Origin of the sequence: Sulfurospirillum sp. SCADC, assembly GCF_000743525.1 — a bacterium.
Lineage (GTDB): Bacteria > Campylobacterota > Campylobacteria > Campylobacterales > Sulfurospirillaceae > Sulfurospirillum.
Genome location: NZ_JQGK01000012.1, coordinates 24984 through 44572, shown reverse-complemented (window position 1 = coordinate 44572; position 19589 = coordinate 24984). Strand labels below are relative to the sequence as shown.

The 19589-nt window shown below is 42.1% G+C and carries 20 protein-coding genes; 17 read left to right on the top strand and 3 right to left on the bottom strand.

Annotated elements, in window-relative coordinates:
- Positions 1 to 8 precede the first annotated feature (8 nt).
- From JU57_RS08755 to JU57_RS08720, 8 genes are all read left to right on the top strand, one after another.
- Positions 9 to 1748, top strand: coding sequence for an NADH-quinone oxidoreductase subunit C (locus JU57_RS08755; protein ID WP_037959765.1), 1740 nt, complete (start codon positions 9 to 11; stop codon positions 1746 to 1748).
- A complete protein-coding gene (locus tag JU57_RS08750) occupies positions 1745 to 2284 on the top strand; it encodes a formate hydrogenlyase complex iron-sulfur subunit (protein WP_037959762.1) in 540 nt (179 codons plus the stop codon). Before JU57_RS08755 ends, JU57_RS08750 begins: the two co-directional genes overlap by 4 nt.
- Positions 2281 to 3105, top strand: a complete 825-nt coding sequence (locus JU57_RS08745; protein ID WP_037959758.1) for an NADH-quinone oxidoreductase subunit B family protein — start codon at positions 2281 to 2283, stop codon at positions 3103 to 3105. Before JU57_RS08750 ends, JU57_RS08745 begins: the two co-directional genes overlap by 4 nt.
- Entirely contained in the window at positions 3106 to 3459 is a 354-nt protein-coding gene (locus JU57_RS08740) for a formate hydrogenlyase maturation HycH family protein (protein ID WP_037959754.1), read from the top strand. It abuts the gene before it with no gap.
- 17 nt (positions 3460 to 3476) lie between these two features.
- Positions 3477 to 3923, top strand: a complete 447-nt coding sequence (locus tag JU57_RS08735) for a hydrogenase 3 maturation endopeptidase HyCI (RefSeq protein ID WP_037959751.1) — start codon at positions 3477 to 3479, stop codon at positions 3921 to 3923.
- Positions 3924 to 4108: 185 nt separating this feature from the next.
- On the top strand, positions 4109 to 6643 hold the full coding sequence (locus JU57_RS08730) for a glycosyltransferase family 2 protein (protein ID WP_037959748.1): 2535 nt from the start codon (positions 4109 to 4111) through the stop codon (positions 6641 to 6643).
- 270 nt (positions 6644 to 6913) lie between these two features.
- Positions 6914 to 8650: an aldehyde ferredoxin oxidoreductase C-terminal domain-containing protein gene (locus JU57_RS08725; RefSeq protein ID WP_037959745.1), complete on the top strand. Its 1737-nt coding sequence runs from the start codon at positions 6914 to 6916 to the stop codon at positions 8648 to 8650.
- Positions 8650 to 8877, top strand: coding sequence for a MoaD/ThiS family protein (locus JU57_RS08720; protein ID WP_037959742.1), 228 nt, complete (start codon positions 8650 to 8652; stop codon positions 8875 to 8877). The genes JU57_RS08725 and JU57_RS08720 overlap by 1 nt, the downstream gene beginning before the upstream one ends.
- Here JU57_RS08720 and JU57_RS08715 read toward each other — a convergent pair.
- Positions 8874 to 9149, bottom strand: a complete 276-nt coding sequence (locus tag JU57_RS08715; RefSeq protein WP_037959739.1) for a MoaD/ThiS family protein — start codon at positions 9147 to 9149, stop codon at positions 8874 to 8876. The two genes, JU57_RS08720 and JU57_RS08715, sit on opposite strands and share 4 nt — an antisense overlap.
- Before the next feature lie 40 nt (positions 9150 to 9189).
- Here JU57_RS08715 and JU57_RS08710 point away from each other — a divergent pair, with 40 nt between their 5' ends.
- The 4 genes from JU57_RS08710 to JU57_RS08695 all read left to right on the top strand — a co-directional run bounded on the left by JU57_RS08710 (position 9190) and on the right by JU57_RS08695 (position 11854).
- Positions 9190 to 9975, top strand: coding sequence for a ThiF family adenylyltransferase (locus JU57_RS08710; RefSeq protein WP_037959736.1), 786 nt, complete (start codon positions 9190 to 9192; stop codon positions 9973 to 9975).
- A gap of 22 nt (positions 9976 to 9997) precedes the next feature.
- A complete protein-coding gene (locus tag JU57_RS08705) occupies positions 9998 to 11215 on the top strand; it encodes a GGDEF domain-containing protein (RefSeq protein WP_037959733.1) in 1218 nt (405 codons plus the stop codon).
- A gap of 63 nt (positions 11216 to 11278) precedes the next feature.
- Entirely contained in the window at positions 11279 to 11497 is a 219-nt protein-coding gene (locus JU57_RS08700) for a hypothetical protein (RefSeq protein WP_037959728.1), read from the top strand.
- 138 nt (positions 11498 to 11635) lie between these two features.
- Entirely contained in the window at positions 11636 to 11854 is a 219-nt protein-coding gene (locus JU57_RS08695; RefSeq protein WP_037959726.1) for a hypothetical protein, read from the top strand.
- A gap of 106 nt (positions 11855 to 11960) precedes the next feature.
- Here the strand turns inward: JU57_RS08695 and JU57_RS08690 are convergent, their stop codons facing one another.
- Both JU57_RS08690 and JU57_RS08685 read right to left on the bottom strand, forming a co-directional pair.
- Positions 11961 to 13178, bottom strand: coding sequence for a tetrahydrodipicolinate N-succinyltransferase N-terminal domain-containing protein (locus JU57_RS08690; protein ID WP_037959724.1), 1218 nt, complete (start codon positions 13176 to 13178; stop codon positions 11961 to 11963).
- Positions 13179 to 13195: 17 nt separating this feature from the next.
- Positions 13196 to 14326 (bottom strand): Mrp/NBP35 family ATP-binding protein, encoded by a 1131-nt coding sequence (locus JU57_RS08685; protein WP_037959722.1) that lies wholly within the window; start codon positions 14324 to 14326, stop codon positions 13196 to 13198.
- Between the two features lie 106 nt (positions 14327 to 14432).
- Here JU57_RS08685 and JU57_RS08680 point away from each other — a divergent pair, with 106 nt between their 5' ends.
- The 5 genes from JU57_RS08680 to JU57_RS08660 all read left to right on the top strand — a co-directional run bounded on the left by JU57_RS08680 (position 14433) and on the right by JU57_RS08660 (position 19559).
- Positions 14433 to 15557, top strand: a complete 1125-nt coding sequence (locus JU57_RS08680; protein ID WP_037959872.1) for a bifunctional 2-C-methyl-D-erythritol 4-phosphate cytidylyltransferase/2-C-methyl-D-erythritol 2,4-cyclodiphosphate synthase — start codon at positions 14433 to 14435, stop codon at positions 15555 to 15557.
- Complete coding sequence (locus JU57_RS08675; RefSeq protein ID WP_037959721.1) at positions 15554 to 16441, top strand: response regulator; 888 nt, start codon at positions 15554 to 15556, stop codon at positions 16439 to 16441. The genes JU57_RS08680 and JU57_RS08675 overlap by 4 nt, the downstream gene beginning before the upstream one ends.
- Positions 16419 to 17612 (top strand): sulfate adenylyltransferase, encoded by a 1194-nt coding sequence (locus JU57_RS08670; protein ID WP_037959719.1) that lies wholly within the window; start codon positions 16419 to 16421, stop codon positions 17610 to 17612. Before JU57_RS08675 ends, JU57_RS08670 begins: the two co-directional genes overlap by 23 nt.
- A 119-nt stretch (positions 17613 to 17731) precedes the next feature.
- The gene (locus JU57_RS08665; RefSeq protein ID WP_037959716.1) at positions 17732 to 18889 is read left to right on the top strand and encodes a PilZ domain-containing protein; all 1158 of its coding nucleotides are present in this window, start codon (positions 17732 to 17734) and stop codon (positions 18887 to 18889) included.
- A gap of 199 nt (positions 18890 to 19088) precedes the next feature.
- On the top strand, positions 19089 to 19559 hold the full coding sequence (locus tag JU57_RS08660; protein WP_037959714.1) for a phosphatidylglycerophosphatase A: 471 nt from the start codon (positions 19089 to 19091) through the stop codon (positions 19557 to 19559).
- Positions 19560 to 19589 lie beyond the last annotated feature (30 nt).

Here is a 19589-nt window from a genome sequence, read left to right as displayed (position 1 = left end):
GACATCCAATGAAATGCGATAAATTTATAGAAGCTCTAGGCACTAGAGTCAAAATTTTAGAAGTCACAAGACAATGCGACGATCAAGTCACCGCATTGGTTGAATTAAATGACCTCCCTGAAGCGGTTCGCTTCTTGTATTATGATATGGGTGGCTATCTTACGACCATGGTTCCCAATGATGAGCGAAGCATCAATAAACACTATGCACTCTATTATGCGCTCTCTATGGAGGGTGGAAAAATGTTTGCAGGTGATGAGATCGCCCAAGATGAAAAATGTTTTGTCACCATCAAAACACTCATTTCACCTGATAGTCTTGTTTTCCCTTCTGTTACGCCGTTGGTTCCAGCATGTGTCTGGTATGAAAGAGAAGCCTACGATATGTTCGGACTGGTTGCGGAAGGTTTGCCTGATAAAAGACGATTGGTGCTCAGCGATGATTGGCCAGACAATCTCTTCCCACTGCGAAAAGATGCGATGGACTACCGATACCGCCCTGATATGAAAGATCATTATATGGAGCCTGAATATGAGTTCTTAAGACCTGAGGGCTCAGGCATTATTGATGTGCCTCTAGGACCATTGCATATCACCGCTGATGAGCCGGGACATTTTAGACTGTTTTGTGATGGCGATACGATTATTGATGCCGATTATAGACTCTTTTACCAACACAGAGGCATGGAAAAACTCGCTGAGAACCGTATGAATTACGATCAGATGGGTTATTTGGCAGAAAGAGTTTGTGGCATCTGTGGCTATGCCCATGCGATTGCGTGTATCGAAGCGGCTGAAAAGGCGATTAATTTAGAAATCCCAGCTCGTGCGCAAGCGATTCGTGTGATCTGCTCAGAAATCGAGCGTTTACATAGTCACCTTTTAAATATCGGACTGGCGTGTGAAGTAACAGGTAACTACAACGCGTTCATGCACATCTTTAGAATCCGTGAATACTCGATGAAACTCGCTGAACTCGTAACAGGTGGACGCAAAACCTATGGAAATGTTGTCATGGGTGGACTTAGACGCGATATTACAGGTGTTGAGATCAAAGAGAGTTTACGCATCTTACAAATCATCGAAACACAAGTCGATGAAGTCTGGGACGCTGTCATGGATGATAAACGCCAAATGAGCCGCTGGAAAGGTGTGGGTATTCTTGATAAACAAGTGGCACGCGATTTCTCTCCTGTGGGTCCTAATATCAGAGGAAGTGGTATCAAACGCGATACCAGATATGATCATCCGTACGATTTTTTCAAACAGATTCAATTTGATGTCGCCGTTGTCGAAGGTGGCGATGTTTTTGCCAGAGAGATGGTGCGCTATATGGAACTTAAAAGCTCAGTTTCTATCATTCGCCAATGTTTTGAACTGATGCCTCAAACGGCAATCATTGTCGATCCAACATTCCATGTCAAACCTGAAAACTACGCTTTGGCGTATGTGGAAGCCCCACGTGGAGACAATGTTCACTGGATCATGCAAGGCAGTGCACAAAAGGTATTTCGTTGGAGATGCCGGGCTGCGACCTATAACAACTGGCCAAGCCTTCGTTTTCAGTTCCGTGGAAACAATCTTGCCGATGCAGCCCTTATCGTGTGTAGCTTAGATCCGTGTTATTCGTGTACAGAGCGTGTAACGGTTGTCGATATAAAAAGTAAGAAAAGCAAAATTTTGACCAATGCAGATTTAAAAAACTTCGCTAGGACACAAAAAGATAGTCCGTTAAAGGATTTAAGATGATGAAACTTCTTGATATTAGCAAAAAATACGGTGAAATTACCCATAAATATCCGTTTGAACCCTATAAAGTTTCGGATAATTTCAGGGGAAAACCTGCGTATATTTTTGATTTGTGTATCGGCTGTGCAGCATGTGGTATAGCGTGTCCCTCCAATGCCATAACCGTGCAATTTAACGACGATAAAAGTAAACTGATATGGGAATTTGACTGTGGTCGTTGTATCTTTTGTGGTAGATGCGATGAAGTGTGCCCAACAGGTGCGATTAAGCTCAGTGAAGAGTTTGAACTTGCCGTCAAATTTGATAAATCAGCCCTCATCCAACGAGGCGAACTCGATACCCAATATTGCACAACATGTCACAAACCCTTTAGTGCCAAAAGACTGGTGAAGTATAGTTTTGAGTGTTTAAGCAAAGCCAATGTCAGTGAAAAAAGGCTTGAAGAGGCTAAAAATTATCTGTGTATGTGTCCTACATGTAAAAAAACTGCCACGGTAGCAACCTTTACGGGTGGCAAAGAGATGGTGATAGAATGAAAACATATGAAATACCAAACGAAATCGAACTTGCCAATACATTAGAGCAAAAACTTGAGTTACTCAAAAATATTGGACGTAGTTTTAGTGTTTTCCGTATCGACTGCGGCAGTTGCAATGGCTGTGAAATCGAAATTTTTGCTGCCATTACTCCTTTATGGGATCCTGAACGCTTTGGTTTTAAACTCGTTGCGAATCCAAGACATGCCGATATTTTACTCTGCACCGGTCCTGTTACCCGTCAGATGTACTATCCACTGCTACGTGCGTATGAAGCAACACCTGATCCAAAAATTGTTGTTGCCCTTGGGGCTTGTGGTGTCACAGGAGGGATTTTTTACGATGCGTACAGCGTTCTCAGTGGCATTGACAAAATCATCCCTGTCGATGCGTACATCCCAGGCTGTCCTCCGCATCCTGCGAGTATTATCTATGGACTCACAACCGCTTTAGGTGTTATGGAGCAAAAACTTCAAAAAGTCAGTTTTGAACACGATGGAGATATGCCTCCACTTGTGGAAGACTCTGTGATGGGGAACACTTTGTTTGAAAGGGATCTACTGGTTCAGGCTAAACGGCTGATGAGCTATGTGTTTGGTCGAAAACTGTTTGATAAATACATCCATGCGCTTGTTCAAAGTGGTAACACCAAAGATCCAAAAGCGACTAAAGTTTCTATTACTCAAGCGATGCAAGTAGAAGATGACCCACGCTATGCAGAGTGTATGGGGATCTTACACAATGAGATTTATACCCAATATGTGCTGTGTGAAGAGGAAGATAAAATCGACCTCCATCGCGTTGTATGGGGAGCCAAATAAGTGGTAGAGGTTTACAAACTCATCAAACGGCATCTTGATGGTGCAAAATCGGGAGATGCCAAGCTTGAGCAGATCAAAATTTTCTCTACCTGCATAGGTCATGGTGTCGGAACGATTGATTTTAGTGAGAAAGTTTTAGAAATTGATGAGAGCGAATATGAACAGATTGTCCACCATGGTGGGGAGTATCTGAAATTTAAGATTGGAAATTTGAGTAAATATTTTGAAATAGAAATCTTTCCCGAACATGCGATGAAGCTTTTACCCGAAATGATGGAATGCCCTCTCAAAGAGATACTCAAGGGGCTCAATGAAGGCTACTTGGTGCTTCGAAAAGATTTTAAAAACACATAAAGCTTAAGGAATATCAAATGAAAAAAGCACTTTTATGTGTTGGCAATGAACTTAGAGGGGATGATGGCGTGGCTATCGCTGTGGGGCGACTGGTGGAAGAACAGTTACCCCAATGGAGAGTCTTTTTTGGGTATGACACACCCGAAGATGAGTTTGCACACTTGCGTGAATTTGAACCCGATGTCATCGTTGTTGTCGATGCCATGAGCGGTTTTAAAGAGGACAAAATCGAGTTTTTAGACCTCAGCGATGAACGTACGTATGTTTACTCAACGCACAATCTCCCTACTCCTATTTTGTTGAGTTACTTAAGAGATATTTGCACCAAAACTATTTTTTTAGGGATTGCTGTTTTGTTGGAAAATGTGTTGCACTTTAGCGAAGGCTTGAGTGATAGTGCCAAAACTTCTGCCACAAAAGCTCTCGATAAACTTAAAGAGTTTGATGCACTCCTTGATGCGTAATCATTTTTACTAACCAACGCTCCAAAGAGGCATTCTTTGCCTCTTTACACACACAAATCTTTACATGTAAACATCCTGCTTCATTTTTTTAAACAAAGTTGTTGTAAAATCGTGCAACTTTTTGGTCTCCTTCGCAATCGCGTACGGCTTGAAAGCACTCTATCACTTTTTTTCGGAGCATACGGTTGAAATATTTCAAATATATCCTACTTTCCCTTGTTGTTACATCCCTCATTCAAATTTTACTCTGGACAAGAGCTGGCGATAAGATTGTCACATCACCGCAAATTGGTGAAAAATTAGAGTCACTCTCGTACACACCTTACCGTGGATTTGAAAAAGCACTTAAGAGTGATCGTGAGATTGCGGAAGATATGAAAACCATTGAGCAGATTGCACGCAAAGTGAGAACCTATGCGATTGAAGATGCCAAACATGTTTTAGAAAATGTGAAAGATACCAAACTCAAAGTCGATGTCGGTCTTTGGCTCTCAGGGGATAAAGGTGCGAACGAATCTGAGATCGAAACACTTTTTGAACTGACCAAATATTACAGCCCTAAAATTGCTTCCATCATCGTAGGAAACGAGGTTTTACTGCGTGCTGATCTGACACCTGAGGAGCTGATGGAGTACATTGATCGTGTCTCAAAACGCACACGTATCCCTGTAACCACCGCAGAGGTTCAACACGTTTGGCTCACCAACAAAGAGCTCGCGAAGCATGTCGATTTTATTAACGTTCACATTTTGCCGTATTGGGAGAAGATTCCTATTGAGCGAACCCTTGCGTTTGCCAAAGAGAAGTACGACTCTATTGCAGCCATGTACCCTAAAAAACCCATTACCATCGGGGAGTTTGGCTGGCCAAGCAGCGGCTACAACAACGAAAAAGCAGAAGCGACCCTGACCAACCAAATTGCTGCCATTACAGGCTTTTTGGAGATGGCAAATGCTGAGAAATGGAGCTACAACATCGTTGAAGCGTTCGATCAGCCGTGGAAAGGGGTTCATGAAGGAAGTGTGGGACCTTACTGGGGACTTTTTGACATCAATAAACAACCTAAATTTCACTTTATCAAGCAGACCATTATCAACCCACTGTGGCGATACCAAATGGCTGGTTCGGTCTTTTTTGGACTGCTGCTGACGTACTTTGGTCTTAGAAATCAGCGTGTTAACTTTGCCCACGCCATTACCTATGGTTTTGCAGCGCAAGCGATGGGCTTTGGTATAGCGATGGCTGCAACGTATCCGTTTATCTACTACATGAACTTTGGTATGTGGGTTATGTGGACAATGGGAATTTTCTTGATGATTCCATTGGTCATCATTACCTTAGCTAAGATTAATGAACTCTTTAAATGCACCCTTGGTATTGCACCTAAACGCCTTGCACCATTGCATCTTAAGCTCGAACACGCTCCTTTTGTTTCGATTCATGTGCCAGCTTACAAAGAGCAACCACATGTTCTCATCGAAACGCTTGACTCGCTTTCACGTATGAAGTACACCAATTTTGAAGTTTTGGTGGTCATTAACAATACGCCTGAAGAGTTTTACTGGAAGCCGATTGAAGAGCATTGTGCCAAACTGGGTGAGAAATTTGTCTTTTTAAACATTACATGTAAAGGGTTTAAAGCGGGTGCGCTCAATGAAGCTTTGAAATATACCCATGAAAAAGCGGAGATTTTAGCGGTTATTGACGCTGATTATGTGGTCAGTGAAGATTGGCTCATTGATCTTGTGCCGCTCTTTGATGATCCTAAAGTTGCACTCGTTCAAGCACCGCAAGATCACCGTGATGGACAAGAATCGCTCATTAAACAAGCGATGAACGCTGAATATGCAGGCTTTTTTGACATCGGTATGGTGGAGCGCAATGAAGAAAATGCCATCGTAGCACATGGAACCATGCTGATGGCACGACTCTCTGCGATGCACGAAGTCGGAGACTGGACAACGTATACCATCGTGGAAGACTCTGAACTGGGACTGCGTCTTTTTGAAGCGGGTTATACGGCACACTATACCAACCGTCGTTACGGTTGGGGATTGCTTCCTGACACAGTGGAAGCGTTTCGTACACAGCGTCACCGCTGGGCGTATGGTGCGATTCAGATCTTAAAACATCACTGGCGTCACTTTATGCCTTCATCCAAAACGCTTACACCGTACCAAAAGTACCACTTCGTAGCAGGCTGGTTCTTTTGGCTCTCCGATGCCTTTGGAGCCTTGACCGCTTTTTTAAATATTTTCTGGGTGCCTTTTATCATCTTTGTGGGCGTCACTATTCCAACCTTGCCACTCACCTTGCCTATTTTGGTAGCCTTTTTGGTCAACATCTTGCATGCGTTTATCTTGTACCATACGCGCGTAAAAATGAGTGTCAGAGAGACGATGCTAAGCGCCATTGCGTCCATGAGTTTGCAACTGGTCATCTTCAAAGCGGTGTACGATGGATTTGTCAAAGATGGACTTCCGTTTAAACGTACGGAAAAAGGTGGCAATACCAAAAAAGTCAATAAAAGCCCTATTCGCCATGAGATGATTTTAGCCACCTTGCTGAGTATCTCATTCTTTGCGCTTTACTTTACCAATTACACGCGCATTACTGAAATTTATGTCTTTGCCTTCACGCTTTTGATTCAGAGTATCCCCTATTACTCCGCTATTATTCTTCGTATCATCGAACTTCAATCGCTTAAACCTAAGAAGTAGTGGCTCAATGCCACTGCTTTCATAGAGTTCTTGCTGAACTCTTAATACGTTTTAAAAGCAAAGCTTTTAAAACTACGTTAACACTAAGTTTTCTTCGGCAGAAAGCCCACGCACCCTTGGTGCTTTTTACTTCTTAATCTTTCAACTTGTGTAAAAAAAGATATGCCAAAAAAGCATGTTTTTGTTTTAAGCTCATTCATTGACTTTGCTATTTTCATGCTATAAACTTTAAATATTATGGTTGTAACAACCGTATTTAAAGGAGTTATTATGGCTGATCTAATTTATCGCGTTAACATGGCTGAGCTAAGTTTTAAAATTGAAGAGGTTCCTTCTAAATGGATGGGACTGGGTGGTCGTGGACTTACTTCGACGATCGTGGCTGAAGAGGTTGATCCAGAGTGTCATCCCCTAGGACCCAACAATAAACTTGTGTTTGCCCCAGGGCTTCTCTCAGGAACCAGTGCTTCCAATAGTGGTCGTAATTCGGCAGGTGCAAAAAGTCCATTAACCGGTGGCATCAAAGAGTCCAATGTCGGAGGAACGAGTGCGGGCATTTTCTCCAAACTTGGGATTAAAGCACTTATTATTGAAGGTTTACCAAAAGGCGAAAATACATTCTATCAATTACATGTAACCAAAAACAACGTTGAATTTATTCCCGTACCTGAGTTAGTCGGTAAAGACAATTACGCTGTACTCGATGCGATGATGGCAAAATATGATAAAAAAGTTGCGGTCATGAGTATCGGTCGTATCGGAGAGATGCGTATGAATATCGCCAATATCTCTGTCAAAGACCCTAGTGGGAAACTCAGAAGTCACGGACGTGGTGGACTGGGTGCGGTTATGGGTTCTAAGAAAATCAAATGTATCACCGTCGATGCAGCAGATTATAAAGAGGTGACGATTGCCGATCCTGAAAAATTCAAAGAAGCCAGTAAAATCTTTACCAAAGCGCTTCAAGAGAACCCTATTAGCGGACAAGGCTTACCGGCATTTGGAACCAATGTTTTGGTGAATATCCTCAATGAAGCAGGTGGTCTTCCAACCCGTAACTTTAGAGCAGGCAACTGGGAACACGCTGAAAATATCTGTGGTGAAACGATGGCTGAAAACATTAAAGCCAGAGGCGGAAAAACAACGCATGGCTGTCATGCAGGCTGTGTTATTCAGTGTTCACAAGTCTACAACGACAAAGAGGGTAAATACCTCACATCTGGCTTTGAATACGAAACCATTTGGGCTCTTGGAGCGCATCTAGGGATTCAAGATTTAGATCTGATCGCAAAGATGGATGGTCTTATGGATGACTTGGGTGTTGATTCGATTGAAACCTCTGTTGTGCTGGGACTTGCCGTTGATGCAGGCATTCTTGCTTATGGCGATGGGGCTAAAGCGTATGAATTACTCTCTCATGACATCCCAACAGGAACACCAATAGGTCGAATTCTAGGGGCTGGAACGCATATTTTAGGAAAAACATTTGGACTCGTACGTGTTCCTACGGTTAAAGGTCAAGGCATTCCAGCCTATGAGCCACGCGCGGTTAAAGGTCAAGGTATTACCTACGCGACCACACCAATGGGAGCGGATCATACAGCAGGGTACGCGGTTGCGACTAACATTCTTAACAGTGGTGGACATGTTGATCCGCTCAAAAAAGAGGGACAAGTCGAACTCGCACGCAATCTTCAAATAGCCACTGCTGCTGTAGATAGTACCGGTATGTGTATCTTTGTTGCCTTTGCAGCACTCGATGATGCAAAATGTTTGCCTGCTTTAGTGGATATGATTAATGCACGCTTTGGCTGTGCTCTCACAATTGATGACGTAGTCAATTTGGGTAAAACCATTCTTAAACGTGAACATGAATTTAACATCAAAGCAGGACTTAACAGCGCAGACGATAGACTACCTGAATTTATGAAATATGAAACACTCCCTCCACACAATGTGGTTTGGGACTTTACAGGTGAAGAAATTGATGAATTCTGGAATTTTTGATGCACGTTATCGTTAAACTCTTTGCTCAGTACCGAGAAAGTCGCTTTAAAGCAGAGCAAAGAGAGTATGACATCGGTACTACAGCGCAAACCGTTATAGACACATTGGAGCTTGAGAGCGTATCGCCTTTAGGTGTTTTGATGGTCAATGGTAGGCATGTTGCACCATCGTACATTTTACAAGAGGGTGATGAAATCGCCCTCTTCCCCAAAGTGGGTGGCGGTTAATCTCCTTTAAGCCCAGAGAGAAGACGAAATGAGCCAGGTGTTCCAGGCGGCAAAAGTGCTACGCGGTCATTTTCATGGAGCTCTGTTTCTTTGGGAACAACGGTATAATTGAGAAAAACTGCTTCCACCTCTTTAGGCTCAAGCCCCAATGAATCGATCAAATCAACAATGCGTGTTTTATCATCAACAACCCAAGGAGCGTCCACATAAGGGACTCCTTTTTGTTTGAGTTTTTCGCGCAAAAATGAAAAAGCATTCAGTATAATGTGCATGAAATATCCTTCTATCAAATTATACATCAGGATAAAGAAAATGGAACTTTTAACGTTCTTAAAAGAACATACTATCGATGGATTTCTCCCACTGCAAGCCTCTTATGCGGCTATGGAACACTTTACATGTAACTTTAGAGAGGTCGAAGAGACGGCGCTCAAAAATGACATTTTACCTCTTCGCTATAAACGCAATCAAAAAACGATTTCGATACACGAACAATACACTCTTTTTCAATCCACCGTGCTGATCATTGGTTGTGGGGGTTTGGGTGGCTTTGTGGCTGAAATGCTAACGCGCATTGGTGTAGGAAATCTCATCGTGTGCGATGGCGATGTGTTTGAAGAGCACAACCTCAATCGTCAAAATTTTTCTTCTCCCAAAACACTCGGACGTTTTAAAGCCGAGGTCTTAAAAGAGAATCTTGAAGCGATCAACCCTGCTTTACATGTAAAGAGTATGACAACATTTTTTGATCCAAAAATAGAGGCAAACCTCATCCAAGAAGCCGATGTCGTCGTTGATGCACTCGATAATCCTGATCTGAAATGTCTCGTTGCCAATCTCTGTCTCAAAGAGCAAAAACCTTTTGTGCATGGAGCGATTGCTGGCTATTATAGCCAGTTTTCAACCTCTTCTTCCCTCGACCAACTCTACCTTCAAAAAGGCGATGGAGCGGAAAAGCGTTCAGGCAATCCTTCGTTCACGGTTTGCTTTGCCGCCTCTATTCAAAGCACAGAAGCAGTAAAATTGCTCTTAGGAAAACCTCATCTTCCTTCGCCGCTTATGGGTAATTTATGGGAGTATGAGCTAATTTCGCTATAATCGCACAAAAACAGGGATTGAGATGCAACGACTCATAAACGCTCTTTTAACTTTTCATGCACTCTGTTTAGGAATGATTCTTTTTGCCCTAGTGATCGTAAAATTAGAGCTCATTCCCACCTATGCTTACTATTTTATCTGGCAAAGTACCTTTGTTTTTTTGATGATTGGGATCGCTTTAAGTGTCTATTTTAATAAAAGCAAACTCTTTGTACTGCTGCTTTTCCCACTCTTTTTTACACTCTGTTTGGCGTTTCCCAACACCCTTTTTAGCCAACTGAGTGTTTCAGCATTTTGGCATATCACGCCGCTGATCACAGCGCTTGGATACTTGCTGATTTACGCACTGCAAGAGCGTGGACTTTTTAGCTCGTTTGGCGCACTGCGCACAAGCATCGGGCTCATCACACTTGGGATTGGCTATGCGGGACTGAAATACTTTTCACCAACAATTCAAAAAGCACTCGATACCCCCATTTTACATGTAAGCCTTCAAGGTCTTACAAAAGCCAGCGATTTTATCCTCATTATTGCAATTGTTTCGTTGCTGTTTATCTTTCTAATCTCGATGCTCTTTGAAATACAAAGTCAAAAAGCCCCATTTTGGATGCTGATAGCGCAGATGATTCCCCTGCTCTTTTTGCAAGAGAGCAACCACTTTATTCTCTTCTGCCTTGTTGCATCCCTCATCGCCATTGCAGCACTCGTTCATGATGCGTATCGCATGGCATACATTGACACGCTCACCGGCATTCCTTCAAGGCGTGCACTCGAAGAGCGCTTCTTGCGCCTAGGTTCCAACTACATTATCGCTATGGTTGACATCGACTTCTTTAAAAAATTTAACGATACCTTTGGACACGATATAGGCGATGACGTTTTAAAGCTTGTCGCCAAAGAGATCAGCCATGTCAAAAATGGAGGAAAAGCATACCGCTATGGTGGTGAAGAGTTCACTATTTTATTTAGTGGGAAGAAAAAAGAGGCGTGTATTATGGCGCTTGAAGAGATACGAGAGCATATTTTCAGACGCGGATTTGTGATTCGAGATCAAAATCGTCCCGAAAAAGCACCTAAAGAGAAACATAAACTCTCCTCCATCAAAAAAGAACGCCTCTCTGTTAGCATTGGTGTGGCGCTCTCTGCCAAAGGAAACACCCCTCAAGAGGTGATTAAACGTGCGGATGATGCGTTGTACAAAGCCAAAGAGAGTGGACGAAACTGTCTCATTTGCTTATAATTAACACATAATTACTTTTTTTAATGTGCTACAATAAATGAAAATATCCTGAGGAGTTTTTCGATGAGTAGCTCACCCCTTAAATGCTCGCTTTCAGAGTGTAAAGCACGCCTCAAAACAGTTGATGGTATGAGCTTAACAGAGCTTGAAGAGTATGCGACGAGATGTTCCACCTGCGGCAATTGGATCTTAAAAGATGATCCCATCGCACATGAAACCTATATGAAAATTTCCACAAAATGGGCCGAAAGTTTTAATAAATCCCTTTTAAAGAACCATTAATTCCAAATTTTTTTAATTGATAACCATTAATTCTTTTCTTTCAGTTATAGTTTAATCTTTTCTTCCTATCATATTCCTAACTTTATCCTTATAAAGCCTCTTTTTTTGATTCGATTATTTTCCTCACAAGGAGATACCATGAAACAAGAGAGTCCTAGATGCAGTGCAGAGGAGTGTCAGCGTAAAAGTGAGCACTTTAGTTTTATGAATATGGATCAACTCTCCGCTCAAATTGAGCAGTGTGAAGGGTGCAATAGTGCACTTGAAACCAAGAATACACGAACAGCACAGACGTATCAGCTTCTTGCTGTGCTATGGGCAGAAAAACACAATGAAACAACGGGGAAACTTCGCTAAAAGTTCCCCTCAACTAACATTTTATTAAATACTGGGTTTTCAAAGACGGAATGCCCACGCACCTTTGGTGCTTTTTACGTCTTGCAAAATGTGTTTTACAAGAACTCTAATGAAGTTCGCTATTGAGTTTAATCTCGCGTTTACTTCTTACGGCTATAATCATACCGTTCAAACTGTTTTGGCGGAAATGAATACCGTTTAACCCTCCAAGCTCTAAGCCTTTAAAGAAGACCATCTCCTCTTTTCCTGCTTTTTTGAGTTTTGCTTTAGGATTCGCTTCGATAATCTTCGCAAGCTCACTTGCACTCACTCCAATTTTCGTTCCTTCCAAAATCGCAATGCCTGCATCAACAATACACCCATTACCCAAAGGAATTCCCGTTACGGAATTAGCGCCAAGCAGTGTGTTTTCACCAATGCTCACAGGATTGCCGTTGGTGCCGCTGAGTACCCCTAAGATGCTCGCACCGCCACCCACATCACTGCCTTTGCCGACAATGACCGAAGAGCTAATACGACCCTCAACCATAACAGCGCCAGTCGTACCCGCATTAAAGTTTACGTAACTAGCCCCTGGCATAATGGTTGTTCCTGCATGTAGGTGTGCGCCCATTCTGACTTTACTCGCATCTAGGATACGTGTATTATCCGAAGGAATGATGTGCGCTAAGAAACGTGGAAACTTATCAACCGATTCAATGAGTGGGAATTCACCCAAAAGTTTCATCTCAACTTCGTGCATTCGTAGCCATTCAAGTTCAATCGGCTGTCCTAGAGACCATGCAACATTCTCTAACACACCAAATGCGCCAGAGAGGTTAAGGGAACGAATAGGGGCTTTGCCCGTTGAAAGTGCATACAGCTTTAAGTAAACAGCCTCAGGACTTAAAGGGGCGTCATCTTCAAATAAGAAGACAATACGATAATCTTTTTTAAGCTTCTCCGTTTGTGCAATCCAATCCAGCGTTTTAATCACTTGAACATTTTTATGCGCATTACCCAAGGCAAGGTTGAGATAAGGCGTAAACGCATTCATCGCATTTCTGACAAATTTTTTCTTAACATCATACACAAATTCACTGCTAGAAAAATCGACATCAACCCCACTCTCTTGAAGCGCTGCAATAAAAATAGCGGCACTGCCAAAATTTTCATTCCAGTTAATCACAGGAAAGTTGGCTTGTAAAATTTTCTCAGGATGCAGTTGCCCTCGATCGACTCTCGCAATACCAAAACCAATCGGTTTACGGTATCCCTCTTGTGATTCAATCTCTTGAACCAATGCTTTAAAATCCGCTTCATCGATACTCACGCGTAATGCCATCTCTTCTCCTTTAGTGCTTATTTTTTCGTACTTGAACAGGCACTAGGTGCTCCGTTAATGCCCATTGTTGGTTGAATCGCTTCGTTGCTTACTCCACCTTCTGCATTGACTTTTTCAATGCACTCCCACAATTTGCGAGCAGATGCTTGATAACGCTTTGCCGTTTCACTCTCAGGATGGAAGAAACTCACAGGTTTCCCCGCATCTCCACCTTCTCGAACCGCAGGCTCTATAGGAATTTCCCCAATCACGATGGTTTCGAACTTCTCAGCCAGCGGTTTGGTCGTTCCTTTACCGAAGATATCATACTCTTTATTGGTCTCAGGACAGATAAATCCACTCATATTTTCCATAATTCCAGCTATTGGGATGTGGAGTTTTTGGAACATATCAAGACTTCGTTCAGTATCATCAAGGGCGACTTGTTGCGGCGTTGTGACACAAATACCAGCAGTCACAGGCACGCTTTGCGCCAATGTCAACTGAGCATCACCGGTTCCTGGAGGCATGTCGATAAACAGAACATCCAAATCACTCCACAAAATGTCGCGAAGCAGTTGCTCAATCGCTTTCATGACCATAGCGCCTCTCCAAATGAGTGACTGACCGTTTTCCATTAAAGAACCCATACTCATCATCTCAACGCCATACGCAACGATAGGTTTAACTTTTTGTCCGACAATCTCAGGATGCGTATCCACCACGCCCATCATACGAGGCACATTGGGACCATAGATGTCCGCATCTAAAAGCCCTACTTTCTTGCCTTGACTCGCAAGGGCAATTGCTAAGTTTACGGTTGTGGTTGTTTTACCCACGCCGCCTTTTCCTGAGCTTACCATCACGAAATTTTTGATGTGAGGCGCCATGTTTTTGCCAGATTGTGAGTTGCTTTTCTCAACAGGAGGCTTTGGTTGCTTAACAACCACATCGACACGACTCGCACCAATCGCCAAAACGGCCTTCTCGATTTTGCTCTTTAATTCGTCGCCAACCTCTTTACTTGAAGAGACAATCTCGGCTTCTATATAAACATTATTATCAGAAATATCGATATTTTTAACAAAACCAAATGTCACAATATCTTTCTCAAAACCTGGGTATTTAACGCCACCTAACGCGCTTAAAACGGTATCTTTATTTAACATTTTTTTAACCTTTATGCTTAAGTGATCGCAGAATTTAACACAAAAAAGATAAAAAAAAGCTTTCAAAATGTATAATATTGTAACACTTCAGAAAAAAGGACAAAGTTTGCCCGATTTAACGCTTGTGATGTTAGGAGCAGGAAGTTCAACGCGCTTTAACCAACGTGTCAAAAAACAGTGGTTACGCATTGATGAAACTCCATTATGGCTTTTTGCAACCCAAAATCTTCAACAGCTTTCCTCTTTTCAACACATTATTGTAACGACCTCACCCGATGAGCACTTTTATGCTGAGAAGTTTAGCGATGCCATTACCTTTGTCAAAGGAGGCGAAACCAGACAAGAGTCACTTGCCAATGCCCTTTTACATGTAAAGAGTTCGTATGTTCTTGTCAGCGACATTGCAAGAGCGTGCATCGACCAAGGCACGTTAGAGCGCATCCTTGCTCACAAAGACCATGCAGACTGTGTTGTCCCCTACCTCAACGTTGTGGACACGGTTGTTTACGAAGAACAGACGATCAACCGCGATCAGGTAAAACTCATCCAAACCCCACAACTCTCACGCACTGATATGCTCAAAAAAGCTCTGCAAACGGGCACGCTTTTCACCGACGATAGCAGTGCGATTAAAGCGATGGGGGGAAACGTGGTGTATGTTTTGGGAAATCCTGAGGCAAAAAAGCTTACATGTAAAGAAGATAGTGCTACGATCTCCTGCCTTAAGCCTCCCTCCTCCAACGTTTGTGTAGGGTACGGTTTTGATGTACACGCCTACGAAGAGGGAAAAGTGATGATGCTAGGAGGCGTTGAAGTGCATCCAACAACAGGATTTAAGGCACACTCCGATGGGGATGTCGCGATACATGCGCTGATTGACGCACTTTTAGGGGCTGCGGGTGCGGGTGACATTGGTGAGCTTTTCCCAGATAGTGACGCACGTTATAAAAATGTGGATTCAAAACTACTCCTTAAAGAGGTCTGCGCTTTTTTAGCCAAGGTCGGATTTGAAATTGTTCATTGTGATGTGTGCGTTATGGCAGAGTTTCCACGCCTAAGTGCCTTTAAGGATAAGATGCGTTTTTGTCTTGCTGACATTATGGAACTTGCTCCCATCCATGTCAATGTCAAAGCAACGACAACGGAAACATTAGGATTTGTGGGCAGAAAAGAAGGTGTTGCAGTCAGTGCAACGGCTACATTAAAATATTATGATTGGACGAAGGTATGAAGATTTTAATCGTTGAAAACGAGATTTATCTCGCGCAAAGTATTGCCTCTAAGTTGATGGAAATTGGACATTTATGTGAAATCGCTACCAGCATCAAAGATGCACTTAAAGATGAAAAATACGATGCCATACTCCTCTCAACCAACATTTCAGGCCAAAATTTTTACCCTGTGATCGAAAAGCATCGCTCTTCCATCATTATCTTGATGATCTCGTATATCAGTAACGATACAGTCACCAATCCAATCAAAGCAGGTGCGTGTGATTACATTCAAAAGCCTTTTATGATCGAAGAGTTGATCCGAAAGCTCCAACACTTAAGCGATTTTAAAAATCTTAAAAAAGAGAATGAAACCTATAAAGAGTACGTTAAAAACCTCTTTTCCAGTGCCAATTTAGAGCCTCTTGATAAAAAAACAAAATTCCCCATTCTGATCAAAACCAATTTTCAAAAACATGCGGATGCCCTTGTTTTCAACTATGCTCAGACACAAAATGAGACCTTTACCTTTATCTCTTTGACGCAAAGCAATGCTTATGAGAAGATCGCGCGCAGTGGAAATGAGGAGTTACTCTACATTATTGATCTGCAAAATCTTAAAAAAAGTGAAAAACTCAAAGTCTACAACATCTTAGAAGGCAAACGTGCTATTATTTGTAGCACTGATCCTAATGAAGAGAGTGATTTTTCAAAAATTGAAATCAATACTGACAGTAAAATCTTAGATCAAGGTGATATTTTGTGTATTGATGATTATGTCAAATATGTCATTTTCAATTTTCAAAATAAATTCCCTGACACGGAACTCTCTAAAAAATTAGGAATATCACGTAAAAGTCTTTGGGAAAAAAGGAAAAAATATGGAATCAACAAGAAAAAATAACCGACAACTCTTTTTAGATAAAGAATTTTTAGCAACCCTTGCCTTAGCCAAAGAGGGTATATTGCACCCTGTTGATAAGCTGATGAACAGTGCGGAAGCCAAAGAGGTTGAAGAGAGTGGTTACTACAAAGGCAAACCATTTCCTTTTCCCTTTATCATCGCACCAGCAGGTGAGAAGAACAAAGAGGTGTTAACAACGGCATATCAAGGGGAACCTCTTGATTTTGTGGTGGATGGCAAAATCAAAGGCACCATCATCGTTGATGAAGTCTTTGAGGTCGATAAGAAAAAGCGTATCGAACAAATTTTTGGAACCTATGACATTTCCAATCCTGAAACCCAAATGTTTCTCAAACGTCTAGGTGACATTGCAGTATGCGGCGAGTACGAACTGCAATTTGATGACATTAAAAATGTCAAAAATAAAATCGCAGATGCCAAAGCACAACTTGGAGCTAAAAATGTCTCAGCCATGATGATGAACGCAAAGCCGTTTCACAGAGCCCATGAGCGCGTTATTCGTATCACCCTTGAGAAGTGCGATATGCTCGTTATCTTTCTGCTCAAACCTTATAAACAAGACCTTCTCTCTTATGAGTTGCGGCTTAAAGCGTTACAATATTTTGTCGATAACTATCTACCCAAAAACCGCGTGGTGATCGTTCCCTTTGAAAACACCTACCTTTTTACCAGTTACAAAAACGCTGTTTTAGATGCCATTTGTGCCTCAAACTTCGGGTGCAATAAGCTTGTTTTAGGACAACATCACAGCGGTATTGGCGTCTATTACGATCAAAATGAGATGAAATCTATTTTGGATCATTACGAAGATTTAGAGATTGATATTGAGATTATCACCGAATTTGTCTACTGCAATGAGTGCAAAACACTGGTCAGCACCAACACCTGCCCGCATGGCGGACACCATCACATCAAGTACCATGCAGAGTCGTTGCTTGAAATTTTAAAAGTGGGAATGCTTCCACCTGCTATTTTTATGCGTAAAGATATTTCCGCGCTGCTTTTAAGTGAACTCTTTAAACACCGTTTTGAAAATATCGGAAAGATTTATGACGCCATCTTCCCAAACAGTGGACTTTTAGAAAATCATGATGAACGCGATTTCTACCTTGAACTGATGCGTTTACACCAAACCACTTCACTGACATAACCCTCATATACAGAGCATTTTCGCACTTTTTAGGAAAATGCTCTTTTCGATGGGAGTTCTTTCGCACAGAATTCTGATATAATAAATGCGTCTTCAATCAAAACGGATGGATCTCAATCATGAAAACCAATGCTTGTTTGAACAATGATGCTAACACAGTAGACGAGAGTTTAACACCCTTTTTAGAAGCGTTTAAACCTCACTTTGAAGATTATTTCACCTCCTTATGCACAACATTTGACCCAACCATCGAAGCGTATAGCGCCAAAGAGCTCGCCATTGCTCTGCATCAAAGCCTCTTAAATGCGCAAGGAAAAGTCTCTAAAAAACTTTTCGTAGCAGTGCGTCAAAACCATCCTTCCATCGACTTTGTGATGCAAAAATCAATGCTCTATTGTGTGGAAAACTATGTTCAATTTGCACAAACTCATGCGCTACCTTTGAACGTTTCGCTCTTATGCGAGCGTCTTTACCAACTGATTGACACCCTTGCCTTACCTGCCAATGCACTTTCATTAGGGAGTGATACACTTGAATATCATGATGTGATGGGGAAACTGCCCTCAAAAGCGTTTCAAAGTGATCTCAGCGATGATGTCCTCTTATCGCCACGTTATGAGATAATGAATATTTTTCAGACAATGCTCACCGAAAATCAACAAAACATGTACTGCTTTAACCTTTATGAGGGCATTCCTATCAGCGCTGAAGCAAGGGTGATCGAGGTTCTGGATGAAAATGTAATATTTCAAATGAGCCCACTTCAAACCATAGCCATGCTCTTAGAAAATCAAGCCTTTCTTGTGAAAAATAGTTATTTCCCCAACCATCTCAAAGCCGATATTGTGCACATTGACTTCAAAACCAACCGCGTGACCTTGAGCGCTTTTAGATACATACACACTATGCCTGCACTTCAAAGAGACGGGATACGCGTCTACCCTGCTAAAACATCCACTATTGCGTTGTATCAATCCGATGCGCTTTATTTAAACGGCATTCTTCATGACATTTCAACCCAAGGGTTGAGCATTTTAAGCAATGAAAAAGAGGGGCTTCATACGGGAGAGGATGTGCTCTTAGAGTTTGAACTGCAAGAGGAGAAAGTCTCTATCCATGGCAAAGTGGTTACGATTCTCTCCTACACCAACTCTTTTCGGTACTGCATTCACATCGTACCCAACGAAGGTATCAGCAAAATGATAGCAACCTACATCGAACAGCGTGAAAAAGAGATTATGGCAAAGCTTTACGCGGAGTTGCAAAAATACGTCTAAGAAGCACTTGAATCTATAGAGTTCTTACAGAACTCTTTACACGTTTTTAAAGCAAAGCTCTAAAGACTACGTTAACACTGCGTTTTCTTCGGCAGAAAGCTCACGCACCTTGGGTGCTTTTTCTTCTTGCAAAATGAGTTTTGCAAGAAGTCTTATGCTACAATTCAACCATTAAACTACATACATACATAGGATCGTTATGCCAAATGCTTTTTTAACTTTTTTCTACACAGGACTCTCTCCCAAAGCACCAGGAACAGCAGGTTCCTTGCTTGCTGTTATCTTAGGAGTGGGCATTATTCGCTTTATTTCCATGGAAACGCTTGTGCTTTTGAGCATTCTTTTTACGCTGATGGCAATTAAGCAGATCAACGCGTACGAAGCAACCAGTGGCAATCATGATGATGGTCGCATTGTCATTGATGAAGTGGTTGGGGTGTGGATTGCGCTGATTTTAAGCTCAGGAACACTATTCCAAATCGTCCTCAGTTTTGTTTTTTTCCGTCTGTTTGACATTTGGAAACCTTCACTCATTGGCAAGATCGACCGAGAGGTTAAAGGCGGTTGGGGCGTTATGGGCGATGATATGCTAGCCGGTGTGGTAGCAGGTATCTGCAGTGCGGGCACATTTCAGCTCTTTGGGTATTTTTCAAACACTCTCTTAAAGTAAAACATTACTTTTACATAATACGAAAGCCAT